At 26.7% G+C, this 19,848-nt stretch carries 19 protein-coding genes; 13 read left to right on the top strand and 6 right to left on the bottom strand.

Going from position 1 to position 19,848, the window contains the following annotated elements; all coding sequences use genetic code 11:
* The first annotated feature begins 236 nt into the window (after nt 1-236).
* From ppdK to H8891_RS00885, 6 genes are all read left to right on the top strand, one after another.
* Nucleotides 237-2,855, top strand: coding sequence for a pyruvate, phosphate dikinase (gene ppdK / locus H8891_RS00860; RefSeq protein ID WP_187004806.1), 2,619 nt, complete (start codon nt 237-239; stop codon nt 2,853-2,855).
* Between the two features lie 144 nt (nt 2,856-2,999).
* Nucleotides 3,000-3,248, top strand: a complete 249-nt coding sequence (locus H8891_RS00865) for a zinc ribbon domain-containing protein (protein WP_187004807.1) — start codon at nt 3,000-3,002, stop codon at nt 3,246-3,248.
* A gap of 151 nt (nt 3,249-3,399) precedes the next feature.
* Nucleotides 3,400-3,918 carry a hypothetical protein gene (locus tag H8891_RS00870; RefSeq protein WP_187004808.1) on the top strand — a complete coding sequence of 173 codons (519 nt, stop codon included), beginning with the start codon at nt 3,400-3,402 and terminating at the stop codon, nt 3,916-3,918.
* 2 nt (nt 3,919-3,920) lie between these two features.
* Complete coding sequence (locus H8891_RS00875) at nt 3,921-4,997, top strand: hypothetical protein (protein ID WP_187004809.1); 1,077 nt, start codon at nt 3,921-3,923, stop codon at nt 4,995-4,997.
* A gap of 178 nt (nt 4,998-5,175) precedes the next feature.
* On the top strand, nt 5,176-5,904 hold the full coding sequence (locus H8891_RS00880) for a TraX family protein (protein WP_187004810.1): 729 nt from the start codon (nt 5,176-5,178) through the stop codon (nt 5,902-5,904).
* A 77-nt stretch (nt 5,905-5,981) separates the two neighbouring features.
* Complete coding sequence (locus H8891_RS00885) at nt 5,982-6,635, top strand: HD domain-containing protein (protein WP_187004811.1); 654 nt, start codon at nt 5,982-5,984, stop codon at nt 6,633-6,635.
* 34 nt (nt 6,636-6,669) lie between these two features.
* Here H8891_RS00885 and H8891_RS00890 read toward each other — a convergent pair whose 3' ends face one another.
* Together H8891_RS00890 and H8891_RS00895 are read right to left on the bottom strand one after the other, a co-directional pair.
* A complete protein-coding gene (locus tag H8891_RS00890) occupies nt 6,670-7,731 on the bottom strand; it encodes a glycosyltransferase family 2 protein (protein WP_187004812.1) in 1,062 nt (353 codons plus the stop codon).
* Between the two features lie 310 nt (nt 7,732-8,041).
* A complete protein-coding gene (locus H8891_RS00895) occupies nt 8,042-9,229 on the bottom strand; it encodes an SAM-dependent methyltransferase (protein WP_187004813.1) in 1,188 nt (395 codons plus the stop codon).
* A gap of 243 nt (nt 9,230-9,472) precedes the next feature.
* Here H8891_RS00895 and H8891_RS00900 point away from each other — a divergent pair, with 243 nt between their 5' ends.
* The 4 genes from H8891_RS00900 to H8891_RS00915 all read left to right on the top strand — a co-directional run bounded on the left by H8891_RS00900 (nt 9,473) and on the right by H8891_RS00915 (nt 13,164).
* Nucleotides 9,473-10,861 (top strand): MATE family efflux transporter, encoded by a 1,389-nt coding sequence (locus tag H8891_RS00900; RefSeq protein ID WP_187004814.1) that lies wholly within the window; start codon nt 9,473-9,475, stop codon nt 10,859-10,861.
* A gap of 1 nt (nt 10,862) precedes the next feature.
* Nucleotides 10,863-11,501: a pentapeptide repeat-containing protein gene (locus H8891_RS00905; protein WP_187004815.1), complete on the top strand. Its 639-nt coding sequence runs from the start codon at nt 10,863-10,865 to the stop codon at nt 11,499-11,501.
* Between the two features lie 134 nt (nt 11,502-11,635).
* Entirely contained in the window at nt 11,636-12,322 is a 687-nt protein-coding gene (locus tag H8891_RS00910) for a bacteriorhodopsin (protein ID WP_187004816.1), read from the top strand.
* Nucleotides 12,323-12,726: 404 nt separating this feature from the next.
* Complete coding sequence (locus tag H8891_RS00915) at nt 12,727-13,164, top strand: YaiI/YqxD family protein (protein ID WP_187004817.1); 438 nt, start codon at nt 12,727-12,729, stop codon at nt 13,162-13,164.
* Nucleotides 13,165-13,228: 64 nt separating this feature from the next.
* On the opposite strand, the gene H8891_RS00920 is transcribed toward H8891_RS00915, so the two are convergent.
* Complete coding sequence (locus H8891_RS00920) at nt 13,229-15,379, bottom strand: type IA DNA topoisomerase (RefSeq protein ID WP_187004818.1); 2,151 nt, start codon at nt 15,377-15,379, stop codon at nt 13,229-13,231.
* A 248-nt stretch (nt 15,380-15,627) separates the two neighbouring features.
* Between H8891_RS00920 and H8891_RS00925 the strand changes: the two genes are divergently transcribed.
* Nucleotides 15,628-17,022, top strand: a complete 1,395-nt coding sequence (locus H8891_RS00925) for a C40 family peptidase (protein ID WP_187004819.1) — start codon at nt 15,628-15,630, stop codon at nt 17,020-17,022.
* Nucleotides 17,023-17,137: 115 nt separating this feature from the next.
* Nucleotides 17,138-17,545, top strand: a complete 408-nt coding sequence (locus H8891_RS00930; RefSeq protein ID WP_187004820.1) for a hypothetical protein — start codon at nt 17,138-17,140, stop codon at nt 17,543-17,545.
* 53 nt (nt 17,546-17,598) lie between these two features.
* Here the strand turns inward: H8891_RS00930 and H8891_RS00935 are convergent, their stop codons facing one another.
* The 3 genes from H8891_RS00935 to H8891_RS00945 are packed head-to-tail and all read right to left on the bottom strand — an operon-like array spanning nt 17,599 to nt 18,655.
* Entirely contained in the window at nt 17,599-18,171 is a 573-nt protein-coding gene (locus H8891_RS00935) for a manganese catalase family protein (protein ID WP_187004821.1), read from the bottom strand.
* A 17-nt stretch (nt 18,172-18,188) separates the two neighbouring features.
* Nucleotides 18,189-18,452, bottom strand: coding sequence for a spore coat protein CotJB (locus H8891_RS00940; protein ID WP_147546443.1), 264 nt, complete (start codon nt 18,450-18,452; stop codon nt 18,189-18,191).
* Nucleotides 18,452-18,655, bottom strand: a complete 204-nt coding sequence (locus H8891_RS00945) for a spore coat associated protein CotJA (RefSeq protein ID WP_270646391.1) — start codon at nt 18,653-18,655, stop codon at nt 18,452-18,454. Before H8891_RS00945 ends, H8891_RS00940 begins: the two co-directional genes overlap by 1 nt.
* A 271-nt stretch (nt 18,656-18,926) precedes the next feature.
* On the opposite strand from H8891_RS00945, the gene H8891_RS00950 reads away from it, so the two are divergent.
* Nucleotides 18,927-19,787: a tRNA 2-thiocytidine biosynthesis TtcA family protein gene (locus tag H8891_RS00950; protein ID WP_187004822.1), complete on the top strand. Its 861-nt coding sequence runs from the start codon at nt 18,927-18,929 to the stop codon at nt 19,785-19,787.
* The last annotated feature ends 61 nt before the right edge of the window (nt 19,788-19,848 follow it).

Consider the following 19,848-nt stretch of genomic DNA (forward strand, 5'->3'; position numbering starts at 1 on the left):
GTATTATAAATCTTATTTACTACATTAAATTTTATTAAAAGTGTATAGTAAGGTTTTTATGAAAAGTTAATATTTAGGGAAGCTTTTAATTAAGCATTTTTAAGTTAATATCTAAAAATATTATTTTGATATTAATTATATATTTTAGACACAACAAAGCTAATTACATTTGAATATAAATATAAAATACAATTTCATATTTATATCTAGAAAATTATATTTAGGAGGAGTTTTCCATGAGTAAGTTTGTTTATAGTTTTGGTGAGGGTTCAAAGGAAATGAAGAGTCTTTTAGGTGGTAAAGGTGCTAACTTAGCCGAGATGACTAAGATAGGCTTACCAGTACCTCCGGGATTTACTATCAGCACTGAGGCTTGTAATGATTATTATAAAAATAATGAAAATATAAGAGAAGATATAATAGTTCAAATAGAAGAAAAGTTAGTTCAATTAGAAAAATCTTTAAATAAAAAATTAGGATGTAATGAAAATCCTTTATTATTATCTGTACGTTCTGGAGCAGTTTTTTCAATGCCAGGAATGATGGATACAATACTAAACTTAGGATTAAATGATACATCTGTTAAGGCTTTAGCTAAAAATACTCAAAATGAGAGATTTGCTTATGATAGTTATAGAAGATTTATACAGATGTTTTCAGACGTTGCTATGGAAGTTCCAAAGTACAAGTTTGAAAATGCTTTAGATAGAATAAAAGAAGAAAAAAATTATAAATTTGATACAGATCTTACTAGTGAAGATTTAAAAGTCTTAGTTGAAGAGTATAAAAAGATATATAAAAAAGAATTAAGACAAAACTTCCCAGAAGATCCAAAAGAACAATTAATGTTAGCTATAAAAGCAGTATTTAAGTCTTGGGATAATCCAAGAGCTAATGTATATCGTAAATTAAATGATATACCTCATAATTTAGGAACTGCAGTTAATATACAATCTATGGTATTTGGTAATATGGGAGAAACTAGTGGTACAGGAGTTGCATTTACTAGAAACCCATCTACTGGGGAAAATAAATTATTCGGAGAATATTTAATAAATGCACAAGGGGAAGATGTTGTTGCAGGTATTAGAACTCCTCAAGATATAGAAACTTTAAAAGTAGCTATGCCAGCTATATATGATGAATTTGTTAAGATAACTCATATACTTGAAAATCACTACAAAGATATGCAAGATATAGAATTTACAATTGAAAATGAAAAATTATATATACTTCAAACAAGAAACGGAAAGAGAACTGCAAAAGCAGCTATAAACATTGCAGTTGAATTAGTTGAAGAAGGGATAATAGATGAAAAAGAAGCTATAATGAGAATTGAACCTAATCAATTAGATCAATTACTTCATCCAAACTTTGAAGAAAAATCTTTAAAAAATGCTAAGCTTATAGCAAAAGGGTTACCAGCTTCTCCTGGTGCTAGTTGTGGTAAAGTATATTTTAATGCAAATGATGTTGTTAAAGCAGCAGAAAAAGGCGAAGAAGTTATACTTGTAAGATTAGAAACTTCACCAGAAGATATAGAAGGTATGGTTGTAGCACAAGGTATACTTACAGCTAGAGGTGGAATGACATCTCATGCAGCAGTTGTAGCTAGAGGTATGGGTAAATGTTGTGTAGCTGGATGTGGAGAAATAAAAGTTGATGAACGCTACAAAGAGATAACTGTAGATGGTTTAGTTATAAAAGAAGGAGATTATATATCTTTAGATGGATCAACAGGATGTGTATACTTAGGGAAAGTAGAAAAAACTGATGTTGCACTTACTGGAAACTTTGAAACTCTTATGAACTGGGTTGATAAGTATAAAACTTTACAAGTTAGAACTAATGCTGATACTCCAAGAGATGCAAGTGTTGCTATAAAATTTGGAGCAGAAGGTATAGGACTTTGTAGAACTGAGCATATGTTCTTTGATGAAGATAGAATACCAGCAGTTAGAGAAATGATATTATCAAGAACATTAGAACAAAGATTAGTAGCTCTTGAAAAATTATTACCAATGCAAAGAGAAGACTTTACAGAAATCTTTAAAGTTATGGATGGAAGAAGTGTTAACATAAGATTATTAGATCCTCCTCTACATGAGTTCTTACCACATGATGATGAAGCAATAGAAGCTTTAGCAAAAACTATGGGACTTGAAGTAAAAGAAATAAGAAAAAGAATAGTTGACTTACAAGAGTTAAACCCAATGCTTGGACATAGAGGTTGTAGACTTGCTATAACTTATCCTGAAATAGCTATGATGCAAGCAAAAGCTATAATACAAGGTGCAATAGAAGCTAAGCAAAGTGGTATAGAAGTTAATCCTGAAATAATGATACCTTTAGTTGGTGAAGTTAAGGAATTAAAAACTATAAAAGAAAATGTTATAGCTGTAATAGAAGAAGAATTAGAAAAATCAGGAGTTAAAGTAAATTATACAGTAGGAACTATGATAGAAGTTCCAAGAGCTTGTTTAACAGCAGATGAAATAGCTAGTGAAGCTGACTTTTTCAGTTTTGGTACAAACGACTTAACTCAAATGACATTTGGATACTCAAGAGATGATGCTAATAAATTCTTAGGTGAGTATGTAAATAGTGAAATTTTAGAAAAAGATCCATTCCAAGTTTTAGATCAAAATGGAGTTGGTAAGTTAGTTCAAATGGCAGCTAAGTTAGGTAGAAGCGTTAAACCAAATCTTAAATTAGGTATATGTGGAGAACATGGAGGAGAGCCATCTTCTATAGAGTTCTGTTATAAAACAGGATTAAATTATGTATCTTGTTCACCATACAGAGTGCCTATTGCTAGGCTTGCAGCAGCTCAAGCAGTGATAAAAAATAAATAAAATTTATATAAAACAAGAGGAATTGGATTATCCAATTCCTTTTTTATTTGTTTATAATTACTTTTAGAAACTTATATCACAAATATAACATTTACCATATTATATATTATTAAAATTTATATATAGTATATTGGGGGGATAGTTATGATTAAGTGTCCAAGATGTGGAAAAGAAGTTTCGAATAGGCCAGGAACTGTTTGTCCAAGATGTGGTCTTGATGTAGGAAGGGTAACTGAAAAAATAAGATGTCCAGAACCTAGTTGTAAAGCTTTAGTTTCTAAAAAGTTAGAATATTGTCCAAAGTGTGGGTGTAAATTAAAGGGATACAATCTAAGTGAAATATTAAAAATAGCTAAAATGAGATTTAATGGAACTTTTTCTGATGAAGAATAAAAGGAGTAAAAAACTCCTTTTATTTTGATTCGTTTTAAATATATGATTGTGTATAAATAGTAACAAATTTATCAATAAGGAATAAAATGTAATATAAGATTCAGTATAAAATAATTTTAGGTATATAAAACCAAGTAGGGGGTTTTTTAGTATGACAGAAAATATAGCTACAACAAGGTTAAAAGGAAGTGGTGTAGATATTATAAAGAAAAAAATAATACTTGCGCCACCAGATAAAGATGCAATTATAAAAATTACAGATAGAAAAGATGAGATAATAATTGAAAGTGCTGAGATAGTTAAAAATGGAGATTATGCTATAGTAAAAGGATATTTAAATAAGAGTATAACTTATAATACAGCAAATAAAGAACAGTTAAAAAAATTAATAGTGAATCAAGAAAATCAAGCTGTTAATTATAGATCATTGACGCCAAAGTTAGAATTAGTTGCAGCTGATGGAGTTGTAAGACACACAACAACATGGATTCCATTTGAAATATTAGTCTTTGTAAAAGGAGCTAGTGAAGACGATAAAGTAATTATTGAAAATAAATCTATAAAATCTTTATGTGATAATGACGAAGAAGTAGAAGATAAATTTATAACAGGAATATTAGTACAGGATATAATCAATATAGATATAACTGTAATAAAAACAGGGGGATAATTATGGCCAAAAATTTTGAAATTACAGTAAAAAGAAAACAGGAACAAAATGATTATATTGAAGATACATTATCACCATCAGCTACAGTAAATGATTTATTTATAGATCAGGAAACAAAAGATAGTACAACTAATAAACCACGTAATGTATCTAAAGATATAAATGAGGTAGAGAGTGAAGAAAAAACAAAAGAAAAAGAAGACAAAAATGATGAAAAAGACATAAAAGAAATTGAAACTATAGAAGAAGAAAAAGAAGAAGATATGGAACATATTGAAAATATAGAAGAAGTAAGTGAAGAAAACATAGAGGAGACAGAAAATAAAGAAGATAATGAAGAAAAAAATATAGAAGAAATTGAAGTTAAAGAAGAATTAACGGAGAAATATATAGAATATATTGAGACTTTAGATGAGGAAACTAAAGAGGAAGATAACGAAAAAATTGAGATTAAAGAAGAAAAAAAAGAAGAAGTTATAGAATCTATCGAAGAAGAAAAGGAAGAAATAATAGAAGAAATTAGAAAAGAAGAACCTGAAAACAATGAAGAAAAGCTAGAAAATTTTAATAAAGATATATTTTGTGGAAGATGTAGAGTATATAGAAGTAAAAAAATAAATATTGATAAACCTAAAGAAGATATAGTTGTTAAAGTAGGCAATATAGACAGGAGTATGTATATAGAAAGTGTAGAAATGTTAAAAGGTGGAGCTAACATTGTAACTATGGTTGTAGAAAATATAACTTATTATACTTCTAAACCATTATCAAATAAAAAAGATAAAGAAGAATATAAAAGAAATAAATCTATATGCAAATCTTATGAAAAAGAATGTATATGTTTTGATGGAGATGTTAGAAATACAACAGTTATGAAACCATATTTAATTTATATAGATGTAGCTGGAGCAACAGAAAATGATGATTATGAGATAGAGAGTACATCATTGGATTGCATAAGTACTAAATATGTACTAGATAATGGAGATATAATTGATGATAATAATTCTTTACCATTTAACTATATAGAAAATTTGATACAAGAGTATGAAATAACTATAAGTATAATATTAAAATAAAAATAAAAAAGAGTATCTAATGAATTTAAGATACTCTTTTTTATTTTACATACTTACTATAAGGTTAAATAAATTTTTTATTATATTACGAAAATGTAATATAGATGTAAGGTTATTAAATGGATCTATTTTTTATTATAAGGTAAAATGTACTTAAGATAAAATAGGAGGTATTTTTATGATAAAGTTTAATGCATTTGAATTAAAAATGATTGCACTTGTACTTATGTTGATGGATCATTTATATATTGCTTTTCCAAATGCATTTTCAGCGTGGTATTATCCTTTATCAAGGGTAGTAGCACCTATATTTGGATTTTTATTAGTAGAAGGTTTATTTCATACTAGAAATAAGTTAAGATATAATATTCGATTATTTGGGTGGGCAATATTCATGCAAATTGGGAATGTTGTAATTAATATAGCATTAAAATCAAAAGAAATATCAGTTTATAATAATATATTTTTAACATTGACATTAGGACTTACTATTATAAATTTAATAGAGTTTAGTAAAAATAAAGAAGGTATTAAGAAAATAGGTATATTATTTATTTCAATATCTTTGATTTCATTAGGATTGTTTACAGAAGGAGGAATAGTTTTAATACCATTTATTTTAATAACATATTTATTTAGAGGTAATGAAAAAAAACAGATAGTGTTATATTTATTTTTATCTATAATACTATTTAGTGTGAATTATAACACATATTCTACTGCAAAAGAAACTATAAGCATGTTAATGTTTAACTCAGATTTTTTATTTATATTGGTAGTACCATTTATGATTTTATATAATGGTAAAAGAGGTATGAATAATAAATTTAGTAAATATTTATTTTATATATTTTATCCATTACACTTATGGATAATAGCTATATTACAATTTAGATTTCAATATTAATAGTCTCTTGAATTTTCAAGCGACTTATTTTATTATAAGTTTAATATATAAAGTAAAGAAATTTGTGAGGGTGAAATATGGATAGAGAGTTTTTAATAGAAGAAACTAAAAAATTTGTTAAAAGTAAATTGTTTGGAGAAGGTAGTGGACATGATTGGTATCATATAGAGAGAGTATATAATTTGGCCAAATTTATAGGGAAAAAAGAGAAAGCAGATGCTTTTATAGTTGAAATGACAGCTTTACTTCATGATATAGACGATTGGAAATTTTCTGATGACAATGACAGCAAGGCTACAGTTGCAGAAGTATTTTTAAACTCTATCAAAATAGACAAAAAAGATATAGATAGTATTATTAATATAATAAAGACTATGTCATATAAAGGTGGAATAGTTGACTCTACTCAAGATACTATAGAAGGAAAAGTAGTTCAAGATGCTGATAGATTAGATGCAATTGGAGCAATAGGAATTGCTAGAACTTTTGCTTATGGTGGAAATAAAAATAGAATTATTTTTGATCCAGATATTAAACCTATTAAGTTTAATGATTTAGACGAAGTAAAAAATGCTAAAAACCATACGATTAATCATTTTTATGAAAAGCTATTAAAATTAAGAGATTTAATGAATACAGAAACAGCTAGGTCAATAGCTAATAAAAGACACGAGTTTATGGAAGAATATTTAAATGAATTTTATTATGAATGGAATTTTAAAGGGGAGTAACGATTTATTACTCCCTTATTTTAAAAATATGATTTTAGTTAGTGTAATTAATTAACTTATTTAGAGCTGGCTTGTACTTATAAGATGCAGAAAGATTAAAATATTTAATAGCATTTTCTAAATTATTAGATAGTTCATAAAAAATTCCTAAATTAAATGCCGCTAAATAACTACCTGTACCTTCAACTATTTCATAATCTAATTGCAATGCATTTAAGTAGCAAATATCTATGTTATTAAAATAAGATATATATTTATTTGAATCATAAGCAACTAATTCTGTAAAAAATAAACCACAAACAAAGTAAAAATCACAACAATCACTCATAAAATCAAAAGTATTTTCAATAACCATTAACCCTTTTTCAAATTCATTAACTTTAATTAGATTATATAAATAAAGAATTAATCCATCTTTAATAAAATCATAATCATAAGAAGAAATATTAGAGTAAAATTTATCAAAATAAAAAGAAGCTTCTTTATACATTTTATTAGAGTAATATGTTTTTGCGGCTTGATATAATAAATATGTATCATTTTCAGATTCCTTTAATTCATTAAGTATAAGACTTATATTTCTTTTAAATTTATCTGTATATAAATATCCATCATGTTCTACTTCAATATTAATTTGTTTTCTAGGCAAAGTAGAATCTAATTGTTCATGGATACTACCTGTAAAATAAACGCCTTTTGGAGCAAGTCTTGAGATAAAAGAAGTAGATTTTCTTATTTCATTTTCTTGTTCAAATAAGTTAACTATTTTGATTTGGCCTATAAATTTTTCATTACCATTTAAAATCTGATAGATACTATCAAAGTCAAAATTTGAAATAAATTCATCTGCATCTAATATAAGATTCCAGTCTGAATTAGATTTTTTTAAGCCAAAATTTCTAGCATTGGAGAAATTGTTATCCCATGAATAATCATATACAGTAGCTCCAAATTCTAAAGCTATGTCTTTAGTACTATCAGTAGAGCCTGTATCTACTATTATTATTTCATTTACAAAATTTTTTACTGAATCTAAGCATCTTTTTAGTTTAGACTCTTCATTTTTTGTAATCATGACCAAGTTTAAATTTTTCAATATAATATCCTCCATTACCTATAATACACTAATTATACGGATAAAAAATAAAAGTATTAAGCTGTATATTTATTTAAATTTTGAATAAATCTTCAGTGATACCTAATTCAAGTTTACCACCTTGAATATCAACTAAATTATTAGCTATAGAATTATAAATAAAAAGGAAGGTAACAAATAGTTACCTTCCTTAAATTATGTAAATTTGTATAAATATTCATGTTCGTTTTATGTAATGTTAAAAAATGTACATATTTCTCAGCACAATTTAAAAAATTGTAACAAGAAATTTACTCATTTTTAGTTTAAATTAATCTTCGTACATATAAGCTCTAGTCATTTGAATATCGTTGTTAACACCTTTGCTTATTAAAATTTGATGTAAATCGATAACTCCATTGTTAAAGCAAGCAGCGCAAGAAGTTAGATATAAATCCCACATTCTTACAAACTCTTCACCAAACATACCTTTTACAGTATCTCTTTGTTTATCAAAGTTTCTATACCATTCTATTAAAGTTTTTGTATAGTGTCTTCTTAAACTTTCAACATCTAATGTATAGAAATCATATTTAGGGAATAAATCTATAATCTCACGTAAAGATGGACAAACACCGCCTGGGAATATATATTTTTTAATCCAAGCATCACCAGGAGATTCAGTTAAACCACTTATGTAATGTAGTAAAAATAGACCTTTTGGTTTTAATACACTATTTACATTTTTTAGATATAAATCATAATGTTCACGACCAACATGTTCAAGCATACCAACACTTACAATTTTATCAAAAGACATTCCTGAGTGTTCAAGGTCTCTGTAATCCATAAGCTTAACTTCTAAGTAATCTTCAAGACCTTCTTGTTCAATTCTTTCTTGGAATTTTTTATATTGTTCTTCACTTAAAGTGATACCAGTTCCTTTTACTTTATATTTTTTTGCAGCTTCTATAAGTAAATAACCCCATCCACAACCTATATCTAATAAAGTTTCACCTTCTGATAATTGAAGTTTCTTTAAGATATAATGGATTTTATTCATTTGAGCTTCATATAATGTATCGTTTTCATTTTTAAAATAAGCACAAGAATAACTAAGTGTTTTATCTAACCAAAGACTGTAAAAGTCATTACCAAGATTATAGTGGTAGCAAACTTCAGATTTTTGTTTCTTTTCGTTACCTGCTTTATGAAATATTTTACCAAGTTTTGAGAAATTAGTATGGAAATGATCTTTTTGACAACTAAATAGAGTATCTAGAGCCAATAATAAATCTCCTGAAATCTCAATATCTTTTCTCATATAAGCTTCACCTAGATATAAAGAAGTACTAGTTAATAAATCTTTTTTACTTATAGGATTGTTAAAGCATACTTTAAAGATAGGTTCACCTTGACCAACTAAAAATTCTTCTCCATCCCAAAGTTTAACTTGAAACGGATTTGAATCAAGCTTTGTAAGAAATTCTTTAATAAATATTTTATCTATAGTATTCATATTAAATGTCACCTCTTTACTCTAAATACCCATAAATTTCCACATGAAACATAAAAGTTAAAAACTTAACTAAAAAATATCTTTAAAAGTTAAATTATCCAATATTATATTTTCATAAAAATTATTTCCAATAGATGTTTTTATGAATTTACTTTTATTTTAAAAATTTCCTATTGACTATATGGTAAATATATATATTATCTTATTAATATAATAAAAAAGACATATGGTAAGGGAGGATGTATGGAAAATTCATTAGCAAAAAGTTTTAATTTCTCATCACTTATAAAGTTTACTATACCTTCTATTGTTATGATTGTATTTATATCTTTATATACTATAGTTGATGGAGTGTTCGTATCAAGATTTGTAAATACAGATGCACTATCAGCGGTAAATATAGTGTATCCATTTATAAATGTAGTAATAGCTGTAGGAGTTATGTTAGCTACGGGAAGTAGTGCAGTTATAGCTAAAAAATTAGGAGAAAATAAAGAAAGAGAAGCCAAAGAAAATTTCACATTAATAATATTACTTGGATTATCACTAGGAATTATAATAAGTTTAATAGGATTTATTTTCTCAGAAAAAATAATATCCATATTGGGATCTACTAAAGATTTAAATGATTACTGTATGGATTACTTTTCAGCATTACTTTTTTTTATACCGGCATATATAATTAATTTATTATTTCAATATTTATCAATAACATCAGGAAAACCAAATGTAGGATTAATATTAACAATCATTGGTGGGCTTACAAATATGATATTAGATTATATATTTATAGTACCTATGAATATGGGTATATCAGGAGCTGCATATGCAACTGGCATGGGAAATTTATTACCTGTAATTCTTGGAACTATATATTTTACACAAAGAAAATCAACATTATATTTTGTAAAGCCTAAGTTAGATTTTAAGGTTATAATAAATTCGTGCACTAATGGTTCATCAGAGATGGTTACTAACTTAGCTACAGGGGTAACTACAATGTTATTTAATATAGTAATGATGAAACTTTTAGGATCAAATGGAGTAGCTGCTATAACTATAGTATTGTATGGAGAGTTTTTAATAAACTCAGCTTATATAGGGTTTTCTTCTGGAGTTGCACCAATAATAAGTTATAATTATGGCAATGAAAACAAAAAAGAACTTAAAAAGATAATTAAATACAGTACTAGGTTTATAGCTATAAGTTCATTGGTATTATTTACAATATCAATGATATTTGCACCTAGTATAGTAGGTACATTTTCACCTAGAGGAACTAGGGTATTTGATATAGGATATAAAGGATTTAAGTTATTTTCTATAGGATTTTTAGTAACCGGAGTAAATATTTTTGCATCTTCTATGTTTACAGCATTTTCAAACGGGAGAGTATCAGCAACTATATCGTTTTTAAGAACATTTGTATTTTTAATAGCAGGAATAATTATACTTCCTAAGTTTCTAGGAGTTAATGGGGTATGGTTAGCAGTGCCATTGGCGGAGATGTTATCAATGATAATATCTCTAGTGTATATAAATAAATATAAGAGTGTATATGGATATGGAAAAGATATTGATACTCAAAACAAAGATAAGAAGCAATCATATAAAGATATAAAGGAGCTTTAGTATGAAAAAAAAGATAGAAAAACCTAAGATAAGTAAATGCTTAGAAGAGGTTTACGATGTAATTAATGAAATTTATGATGAAGAATATTTAGAAGATAAAATAATAGAAAACATTACTATATCGGATATATACGAGGTAAGAGTTAGATTTAATTCTTGTATATTTAAAAATGTAGTATTTGAAAACTGCGATTTAAGAAAAATTGATATTACTGATGTTATATTTGAAAACTGTAATATGTCTAATATAAATTTTAGTGACAGTGGAATATATAGAGCAGAGTTTATAAATTGCAAACTAACAGGAACAATATTTGAAGATTCTATATTTAAAGATGTAGTTTTTAAAGATAGTATAGGAAGATATTCAAACTTTTCATTTTCAAAGTTTAAAGGAGTAAGATTTAAAAATTCAGATTTTCAAAGTGGAGTTTTTCAAGAAGTACATAATCATAATCTAGAAGTAGAAAATACAGATTTAAGTAAATCTATATTTAATGGAATTTCATTAAAAGGTGTAGACTTTACAACTTGTAATATAGATGGGTGTGAATTTAGAGTAAAAGATTTATCTGGAGGTATTTTCTCAGTTGTCCAAAGTTTAGAATTAGCTAAACTTATGGGAATAATAATAAAATAAATACTTAAAAGGTCATTTATAAATTAAATATTTTTATAAATGGCCTTTTGTTTATCGTTAAATTTGTGCTAATGCATAAAATCAAAATAAGTACTAACAATATATAAATAATAATTCAAGGAAGGATGAATATTATGAGTCAAGAGCATATAATACTTTATTGGATTTATGTAATTGTTATGCTTACAGGAGCATTAGTAATAGCTATAATGAGTAGAAATTCTAAAGGAGTTCCTAAAATTAATTACTTTATATCACTTTTTATACCAATGTGGTCAGCTATTTTATATATACCTATAGCTACTTTAATAGGAACTAATAATATAAATGCCAAAACTATATTTTATGCTAAATATTTAGATTGTATAGTTACAATACCTCTTTTGCTGATATTACTTTGTCTTACAGGCATGTATAATATGAAAAAAAATAATACTATTTTATTTGGAGTAGCTTTTAGTAGCATTATAATGATACTGTTTATATTTATAGGAAGCTTACAGATAGGAATTAATAGATATATCTGTTTTTTCATAGAAGCGTTAATCTCTTTTATTGTTTTATGGGTAATATGGGGGCCTATTGAAAATATCGCTAGTACTCAAGGATATAAAGTTTATAGGTTATATAAAAATATGGCATTATATTTTACAATTTTTTTTGGAAGCTATTTTATATCATGGATTATGAGTTCATCAGTATATGATTTAGTAAGCAAAAAGTTTTACATATATATATTTATAACAATTTCCGTATTATTCAAACTAGGTTTTGGGTTAGTGAATATAATAGGTCTTAGAAAATTAGAAGAAAATGAATAAAATTAATATATTGCTAGATATAAATAAAACTATATTTAAAATTATGATTTAATATGTTATTTTAATTTGTCATAAAATAAAAATTTTATAAAAAATATTTATTTTATTATAGATTTTATAAAAAAGCTGTAGTACTATGTATACATAAGCAACAAGATTAGACAAAAAATAAATAAAAGACAATAGGAATTGACATAAATTTTAAAAATATAAACGTAAGAATCATTTATAATTATTGATTCCTTATAACCTTTAGATAAAATACTATCCCCCCATAAAATAGTATTTTAAACCTAATACCCACCCAATTTGAAAAGACTGTATCGGAAGCAGTCTTTTTTTTATATATTTTGATACTATAATAAATTAGGTAATAATTAGATATATTTATTAAGGAGAATATTATGAAAATATTAATAGATGCAGATGGATGTCCAGTAGTAGATATAACAATAAAAGTAGCGAGAAAGTTTAATATAGAAACAATAATAATGTGTGATACATCACATATATTTAACAAACCAGGAATTGAAACCATAATACTTTCAAAGGGAGCAGACTCAGTAGACTTTGCGCTTGTAAATAAAGTTAATAAAGGAGATATCGTAGTAACACAAGATTATGGACTAGCAGCAATGGTATTATCTAAAGAAGGTTATCCTATAAATCAAAATGGGAAAATATACACTAATGAAAATATAGATGAGTTGTTATTTTCGAGGCATTTATCAAAAAAAGCAAGAAGTTCAGGTAAGAGAATGAAAGGCCCTAAAAAAAGACAAAGAGAAGACGATATAAAATTTGAGGAAAGTTTAAATAATCTAATATATAAATACCAATAGATTTATAATAGGATTTAATAAGAACTTCATTTTATTCTTTAACGAATTAAAAAGAGGAGTAGAACTACTCCTCTTTTTCAAATTCCATATCCCAAGCAAAATAACCATTATCTTTCTTTGTGTATTTTAATATCGCATCAAATTTAGAGCCATTTTTACTTGTTAATCCTTTGACTTTAGCAAATCCATTTTTAAGAATGCTTTTTACCATAGTTTTAGTAGGCTTTTTCTTTAAAGCTAAAAGAAATCTATCACTATTCCAAATACCAAATTTACAATTTTTATAATTAGTACAAATATATCCCTTAGAACATTCAACAACATCATTTTGACAAACTGGACACTTACCTAAACTTTCTTGCTTTGATCCGTCATTAGAGAAAGTCCCTTTAGAATATCTCTTAGTTTTAGGATTATAACTATAAACTTCTGTACTAATATTTTTATTTGAATCTCTTTTAATAGTTTCAACTCCATTAACAATAAAATTCATTATATTAGTCAGATATTCACTTCTAGTAAATTCGCCTCTTTGAATATCACTTAAACTTTTTTCAAGTTTACCAGTATAATCAACATCAAGTAAATCTTTTAATGGAAATATCTCGACTAAGTTTTTACCTAAATCAGTTATATAATATGATTTACCTTTTTTATTAACATATCCAACCTCTGCAATTTTCTTTAAGACATCAGCACGAGTTGCAGAAGTCCCTATAGAATATCCAGATAAAACAGTAGTATCTTCATCAGAAACATTTTTGCCACAATTTTTCATAGCTTTAAGTAAAGTATCTTCTGTATATGATTTAGGTGGAGTAGTTTGTTTAGTTAGTATATCCATATTAATAACATCGACAACCTCATCTTTATTAACCAAAGGAAGTAAATCATTTTTTTCTTCTTTATTATATACTTCTAAATATCCCTTAACTTTAAGCACTTTTCCTTTAGTTAAAAACTTATTATCATCAACAAATGTATGGATTTCAGTATTTTCATATTCAGCAGGTGGCATAAAGTTTGCTATAAATCTATCTTTTATGGCATTATAAACAATTTCTTCATCAGGAGTTAACTTATTAGGTATTATATAAGTTGGAATTATAGCACTATGGCTATCTACTTTTGAAGAATCAAAAACTCTTTTTGTTTTAGCAAATTTTATTTTATTCTCATAAGGAAGTCCAACCTTAAGTTTTTCTAAAGTTTGAGATGCCTTACCAGCTAAACTTTCTTCCAGATATATAGAATCAGTTCTTGGGTATGTTATATATCCACCTTTACCTTTACCTTCGTATAAAGATTGACAAACTTTTAAAACTTTATCAGAAGTAAAGTTAGAATGTTTAGACGTTATATATCCTTGAAGAGAAGTTAAACTAAATAGCTTAGGTGCATATTCCTTAGATTTTGTAACCTTTTTATCTTTAACAACACCAGTACTTGAAGATATGCTATCTATTATTTTATTAGCGTCATCTATACTATCAAATTTTGATTCTTTTCCTTTTATATATTTACCTTTATATTTACCATTTGTACATTTGAAATTTCCTTCTATTTCATAATATGTTTTTGGAACAAAGTTTGCTATCTCCATATCTCTATCATAAACTAACTTTACAGTAGGAAGTATTACCCTTCCTATGTTTAAAAGTTTTCCATTACCATATTTTAATGTAGTCATAGATGTAAAGTTAATTCCTATTAGCCAATCTGTTATAAGTCTAGTATATCCTGCAGCTTGTAAATTTCTCATTTGTTCATCAGTTTTTAAGTTATTTAAACCTCTTTTTATATCTTCTGGAGTCCATTCATTGACTAAAATTCTTTTTATTGGTTTTTTATTTTTAGCTGTTAGAAAAATTAAAAAAGCTATCAGTTCACCTTCACGGTCGTTATCTGTAGCGTTTATTATTTCATCAACATCATTTCTATGAATAAGTGATTTTACTATATTAAATTGCTTGCTCTTAGAACCATCAACTTTAAATCTAAATTTATCAGGTATAAATGGAAAGTTTTCGCTTTTCCAAGAACCTGCATAAGCTTTATCATAATCTTTAACATCATATAAAGAAACTAAATGCCCAACAGCATAAGTTACTATATAATTATTTCCTTCAAAATATCCATCATGTTTAGTTTTAGCACCTAAAAAAGATGCTATCGTTTTTGCAACAGAGGGTTTTTCTGCTAATATAAGTTTCATACTTAACCTCCTTAATAAAACCTAATAAATATATTAGCATATAAAAATAAGATACATCAACAAAACCACATAAATTCTTAAGTATATAAATAAAACTACATTTACTTGGATGAAGATGTAATAAATGGCAAACTATTTATAATTATAGACAATTACTTACAATTTTGTAATAATGTTTATAGTATAAAATAATTTATATTACAAACATATTGGATCCGATTTATAGGGAGAGGAGTTAAGCAGTACATATGAATTTTAAAAGAAAAAGTATGGTAGCTGGATTAATTTCAGCAGCAATCATAATACCAACCTCAACTGGAGTGTCATTTGCAAATGGAGTTAATGATGCAAACACACAAACAAAAACTATTGATTACAGAACTATAACTGGAAATTCAGTAAATTTTAGAAAAGGACCAGGAACTAACTATTCATCTTTAGATAAATTAAATAAAGGATATAAAGTAGAATACTTAGAGACTGTAGGGTCATGGATTAAGATAAAATATAATGGGTTAGAAGGATTTGTACATGGAGATTATGTGTCTGGTTCTTCAAATAATAATACTTCAGAAGGTGACAATACAATAAAGACTACAAAAGAAGTAACTGGAAGTAGTGTAAACTTTAGAAAAGGACCAGGGACTAATAACTCAGTTATAAAAGCTTTAAGTAAAGGAACAAAAGTAGGATTTATATCAGAAAGTAATGGATGGGCTAAAGTAAATTATAATGGAACAATAGGGTATATATCATCTAAATATTTAGGATCTGTAAATTCAGAGAATAATAATGTAGAAACTGATAATACGGTAAAAGCTGATAAAGAAGTAACTGGAAGTAGTGTAAACTTTAGAAAAGGACCAGGAACTAATTACTCAATTATAAAAACTTTAAGTAAAGGAACAAAAGTAGGATTTATATCAGAAAGTAATGGATGGGCTAAGATAAATTATAATGGAAGTATAGGATATATATCATCTAAGTATTTAGGGGCTATAAACTCAAATAATAATAATACTAATGAAGAAGCTGATAACACAGTAAAATACAATAAATCTGTAACAGGAAGCAGAGTAAATCTTAGAAAAGGGCCAGGAACGAATTATCCAGTTGTTACATCTTTAAGTAGAGGAACAAGTGTAGGAGTTATATCAGAAAGTAACGGATGGTCAAAAATAAATTACAATGGAAGCATAGGATACATGTCATCTAGTTATTTAGGAACTATAAACTCAAGTAGTAATGAAGGGGAATCTACAAATTCATCATCACAAGCGGATAGAGTTATAAATTTAGCAAAACAGCAATTAGGTAAATCATATGTTTGGGGAGCGGAAGGACCTAATACTTTTGATTGTTCAGGATTTACACAATATGTATTTAAAAATGCTGTTTCAATAAATTTACCTAGAGTATCTAGAGAACAAAGTAAATTTGGGCAATATGTAAATAAAAATAATCTTCAAAAAGGTGATTTAATATTCTTTGATACTGACAAAGATGGTTCAGTGAATCATGTGGGTATATACATAGGAAATAATGAGTTTATACATGCATCATCTGGAGGTAAAAAAGTTATAATATCTCAATTAAATGGATATTATTCATCTGTTTATACAAATGCAAGAAGAGTTTTATAGAAAATAAAAAGCGAAAGCTTTTTATTTTTTTATTTTATATGTATAAATATCATGATAATTTGAAAATACTAATAAAGTCATCATAATCATATTGTAAATTTTAAGGAGAGTAATCATGTGTGTAATAACTGATTTTTACCAATTTAAATATAGTAGAAATAACTATTATATAGAGTTTTATATGAATAGAGATGCTGTTATAAACATAGAAAATGCTTTAGATGAAAGACTTAGTGAATATACAGTCAATAGGGACTCTGAGTGTGCATACATGAGGCTAAAAGAACTATTTCAAACATCTAGAGTAAATAGTAACTTACCATATGTAGAAATCAGAATGAATAAATGCTTTATAATTTATATATCTAATTTACAATTATACTTTAGAAATAAAGTTCAGTATGAAGTTTTAGATGTGCTTTACAAATATTTACAAACTTACATGGCTTTAGAATATGACACTTTAAGTATATTTAATATACTAGATGAAGATACAAAAATTAGGGTTTTATCTACGGTATAATCAAAAAACTTAAGTAGCTTCTATAAAAATATAGAAGCTACTTAAGTTTTTTATTAATATATTTGTTTACTTTCTTGGAAGTCATAAACATCCATTAAAGCTTCTCCAAATCTTTGATAGTGAATTATTTCTCTTTCACCTAAGAATCGAAGTACATTTTTCATATCTACATCATCAGTTAAGTTTACTAATTGATAGTAGGTTGCTAGTGCTTTTTGCTCAGCTGCCATATCTTCATGAAGATTAGTAACAGGGTTTCCCATAACAGCTATTGTAGAAGCAGAAAAAGGTACACCGTGAGCATCAGCTGGGAATATTCCAAATCCATTTTGAGCATAGTTAGAACCTAACCCTGCTTTTCTTAATTCTTCTGGAGTAGCATCTTGAGTAAGTTGATAAACCATAGTAGCAATCATTTCAACATGAGCTAGCTCTTCTGTTCCTATATCTGTCAAAAGTGCTTTTGATTTCCCTGTAGGCATAGTAAACCTTTGAGATAAATATCTTAGAGCAGCTCCTAGTTCTCCATTAGGTCCACCAAATTGTGTAATTAAATATTTAGCCATTTGTAAATCCTTAGACTTAAGATTTACAGGATGTTGTAATGTTTTTTGATATATCCACATAAAAATTTCCCCCTTAATTACATTTCATAAAATTTATTTTCCCAAGGCCAAGGACTTTCTACCCATTGAAAGGGGCATTGACTAGGAGAATATCCAAAGTTATTTAAAGGTCCATATTTCTTTTCATAGCACATTCTAGCTTTAGCAAACTCAGCACAAAGTTTATTATAAGTAGCTATAGCATTTGCATCTTCTGTATGAGTATCTAAATATAAGTTCATATCTAAACAAGCAAAACAAAGCTCTTCTATATTAGTTAACATTTCAGCTCTTGTAGCCATTATCTTTTACCCCCATTTTTTATTTTTTTACCTCTATATAAATTCTTATTATACATAGTAGAATCCCATAAATTTAATTCAGGAAAAATTGTCCCATACTCTAATGCCTTTGGTAAGTTGTACATTTTGCTAAATATCTGGTCATTGACGTAAGGTCTAGCTAACTCACACCCGCAATTTTTTTTCACCATTCTATCGTTCACCAAAATTCCTCCAATCCTAATTAATTTATAGATGATATAGTTAATAATTGTTGTATTAACTGTATCTAATAGCATAATATTCATATATAGATAAATAGTTACACAAAATCTAAAAAATTAAAAAATGATGCAAAAGGTAGAAATTTAAATAAAGCAACATAATAAAAAGATTTTCTGGGAAATAATTAGATATAAGGTATGAATATCTTGAACTAATATTGGGCTTTATGATAAAATAAGTTGCATGTTCACAAAAAAAAGAGGTGATTTAATGAGCGAATTAGCAGGAAAAGGCTGTGAGATTATAGTTCCTTTTGATGAAAGACAGCCACTTAAAGATATTGAAAGAAGTATAGTAAAAAGATATAGAAAAAATTTATGGTCAAAATTTATCAAAGCAATAAGAGCTTATGATTTAGTAGAAGAAGGCGACAAAATCGCAGTTGCTATATCTGGAGGAAAAGATAGTTTACTTATGGCTAAAATGTTTCAAGAATTAAAAAGACATAGTCCAGTAAACTTTGAAGTAGAATTTATAGCTATGGACCCGGGATACCACAAAGATATAAGACAATTATTAGTAGATAACTGCGAATACTTAGATATACCTATACATCTATTTGATTCTAGAATATTTGAAATTGCAGATGAAATAGCTAAAGACTATCCTTGCTACATGTGTGCTAGAATGAGAAGAGGAGCATTATATTCTAAAGCTGAAGAATTGGGATGTAATAAATTAGCACTTGGACATCACTACGATGATGTTATTGAAACTACAATGTTAAACTTATTATGTGCTGGAAACTTTAAAACAATGCTTCCAAAGTTAAAATCTACTAACTTTGACGGAATACAAATAATAAGACCTTTATACTATATAAGAGAAGAACACATAGTAAGATTCATACAAAACAGTGGTATATGGCCACTTAACTGTGCTTGTATGGTAGCAGCTAAAAAGACTGGAAATAAAAGATATGAAATAAAAGATCTTATAAAAAGTTTAGGTGATAACTTTAAAGATGTTGAAAAGTCTATATTTAAGGCGGCGGAAAATGTAAATATGGATTCGGTATTAGGATGGCAACAAGATGGAGTTAAACATTCATTCCTAGAAAGATTTGAGTAGGATGTACTTAGTACATCCTTTTTCTTTTACGTTGATATTGAAGATAATGTATTATAAAATT

The organism is Paeniclostridium hominis, from assembly GCF_014306135.1.
Lineage (GTDB): Bacteria > Bacillota > Clostridia > Peptostreptococcales > Peptostreptococcaceae > Paraclostridium > Paraclostridium hominis.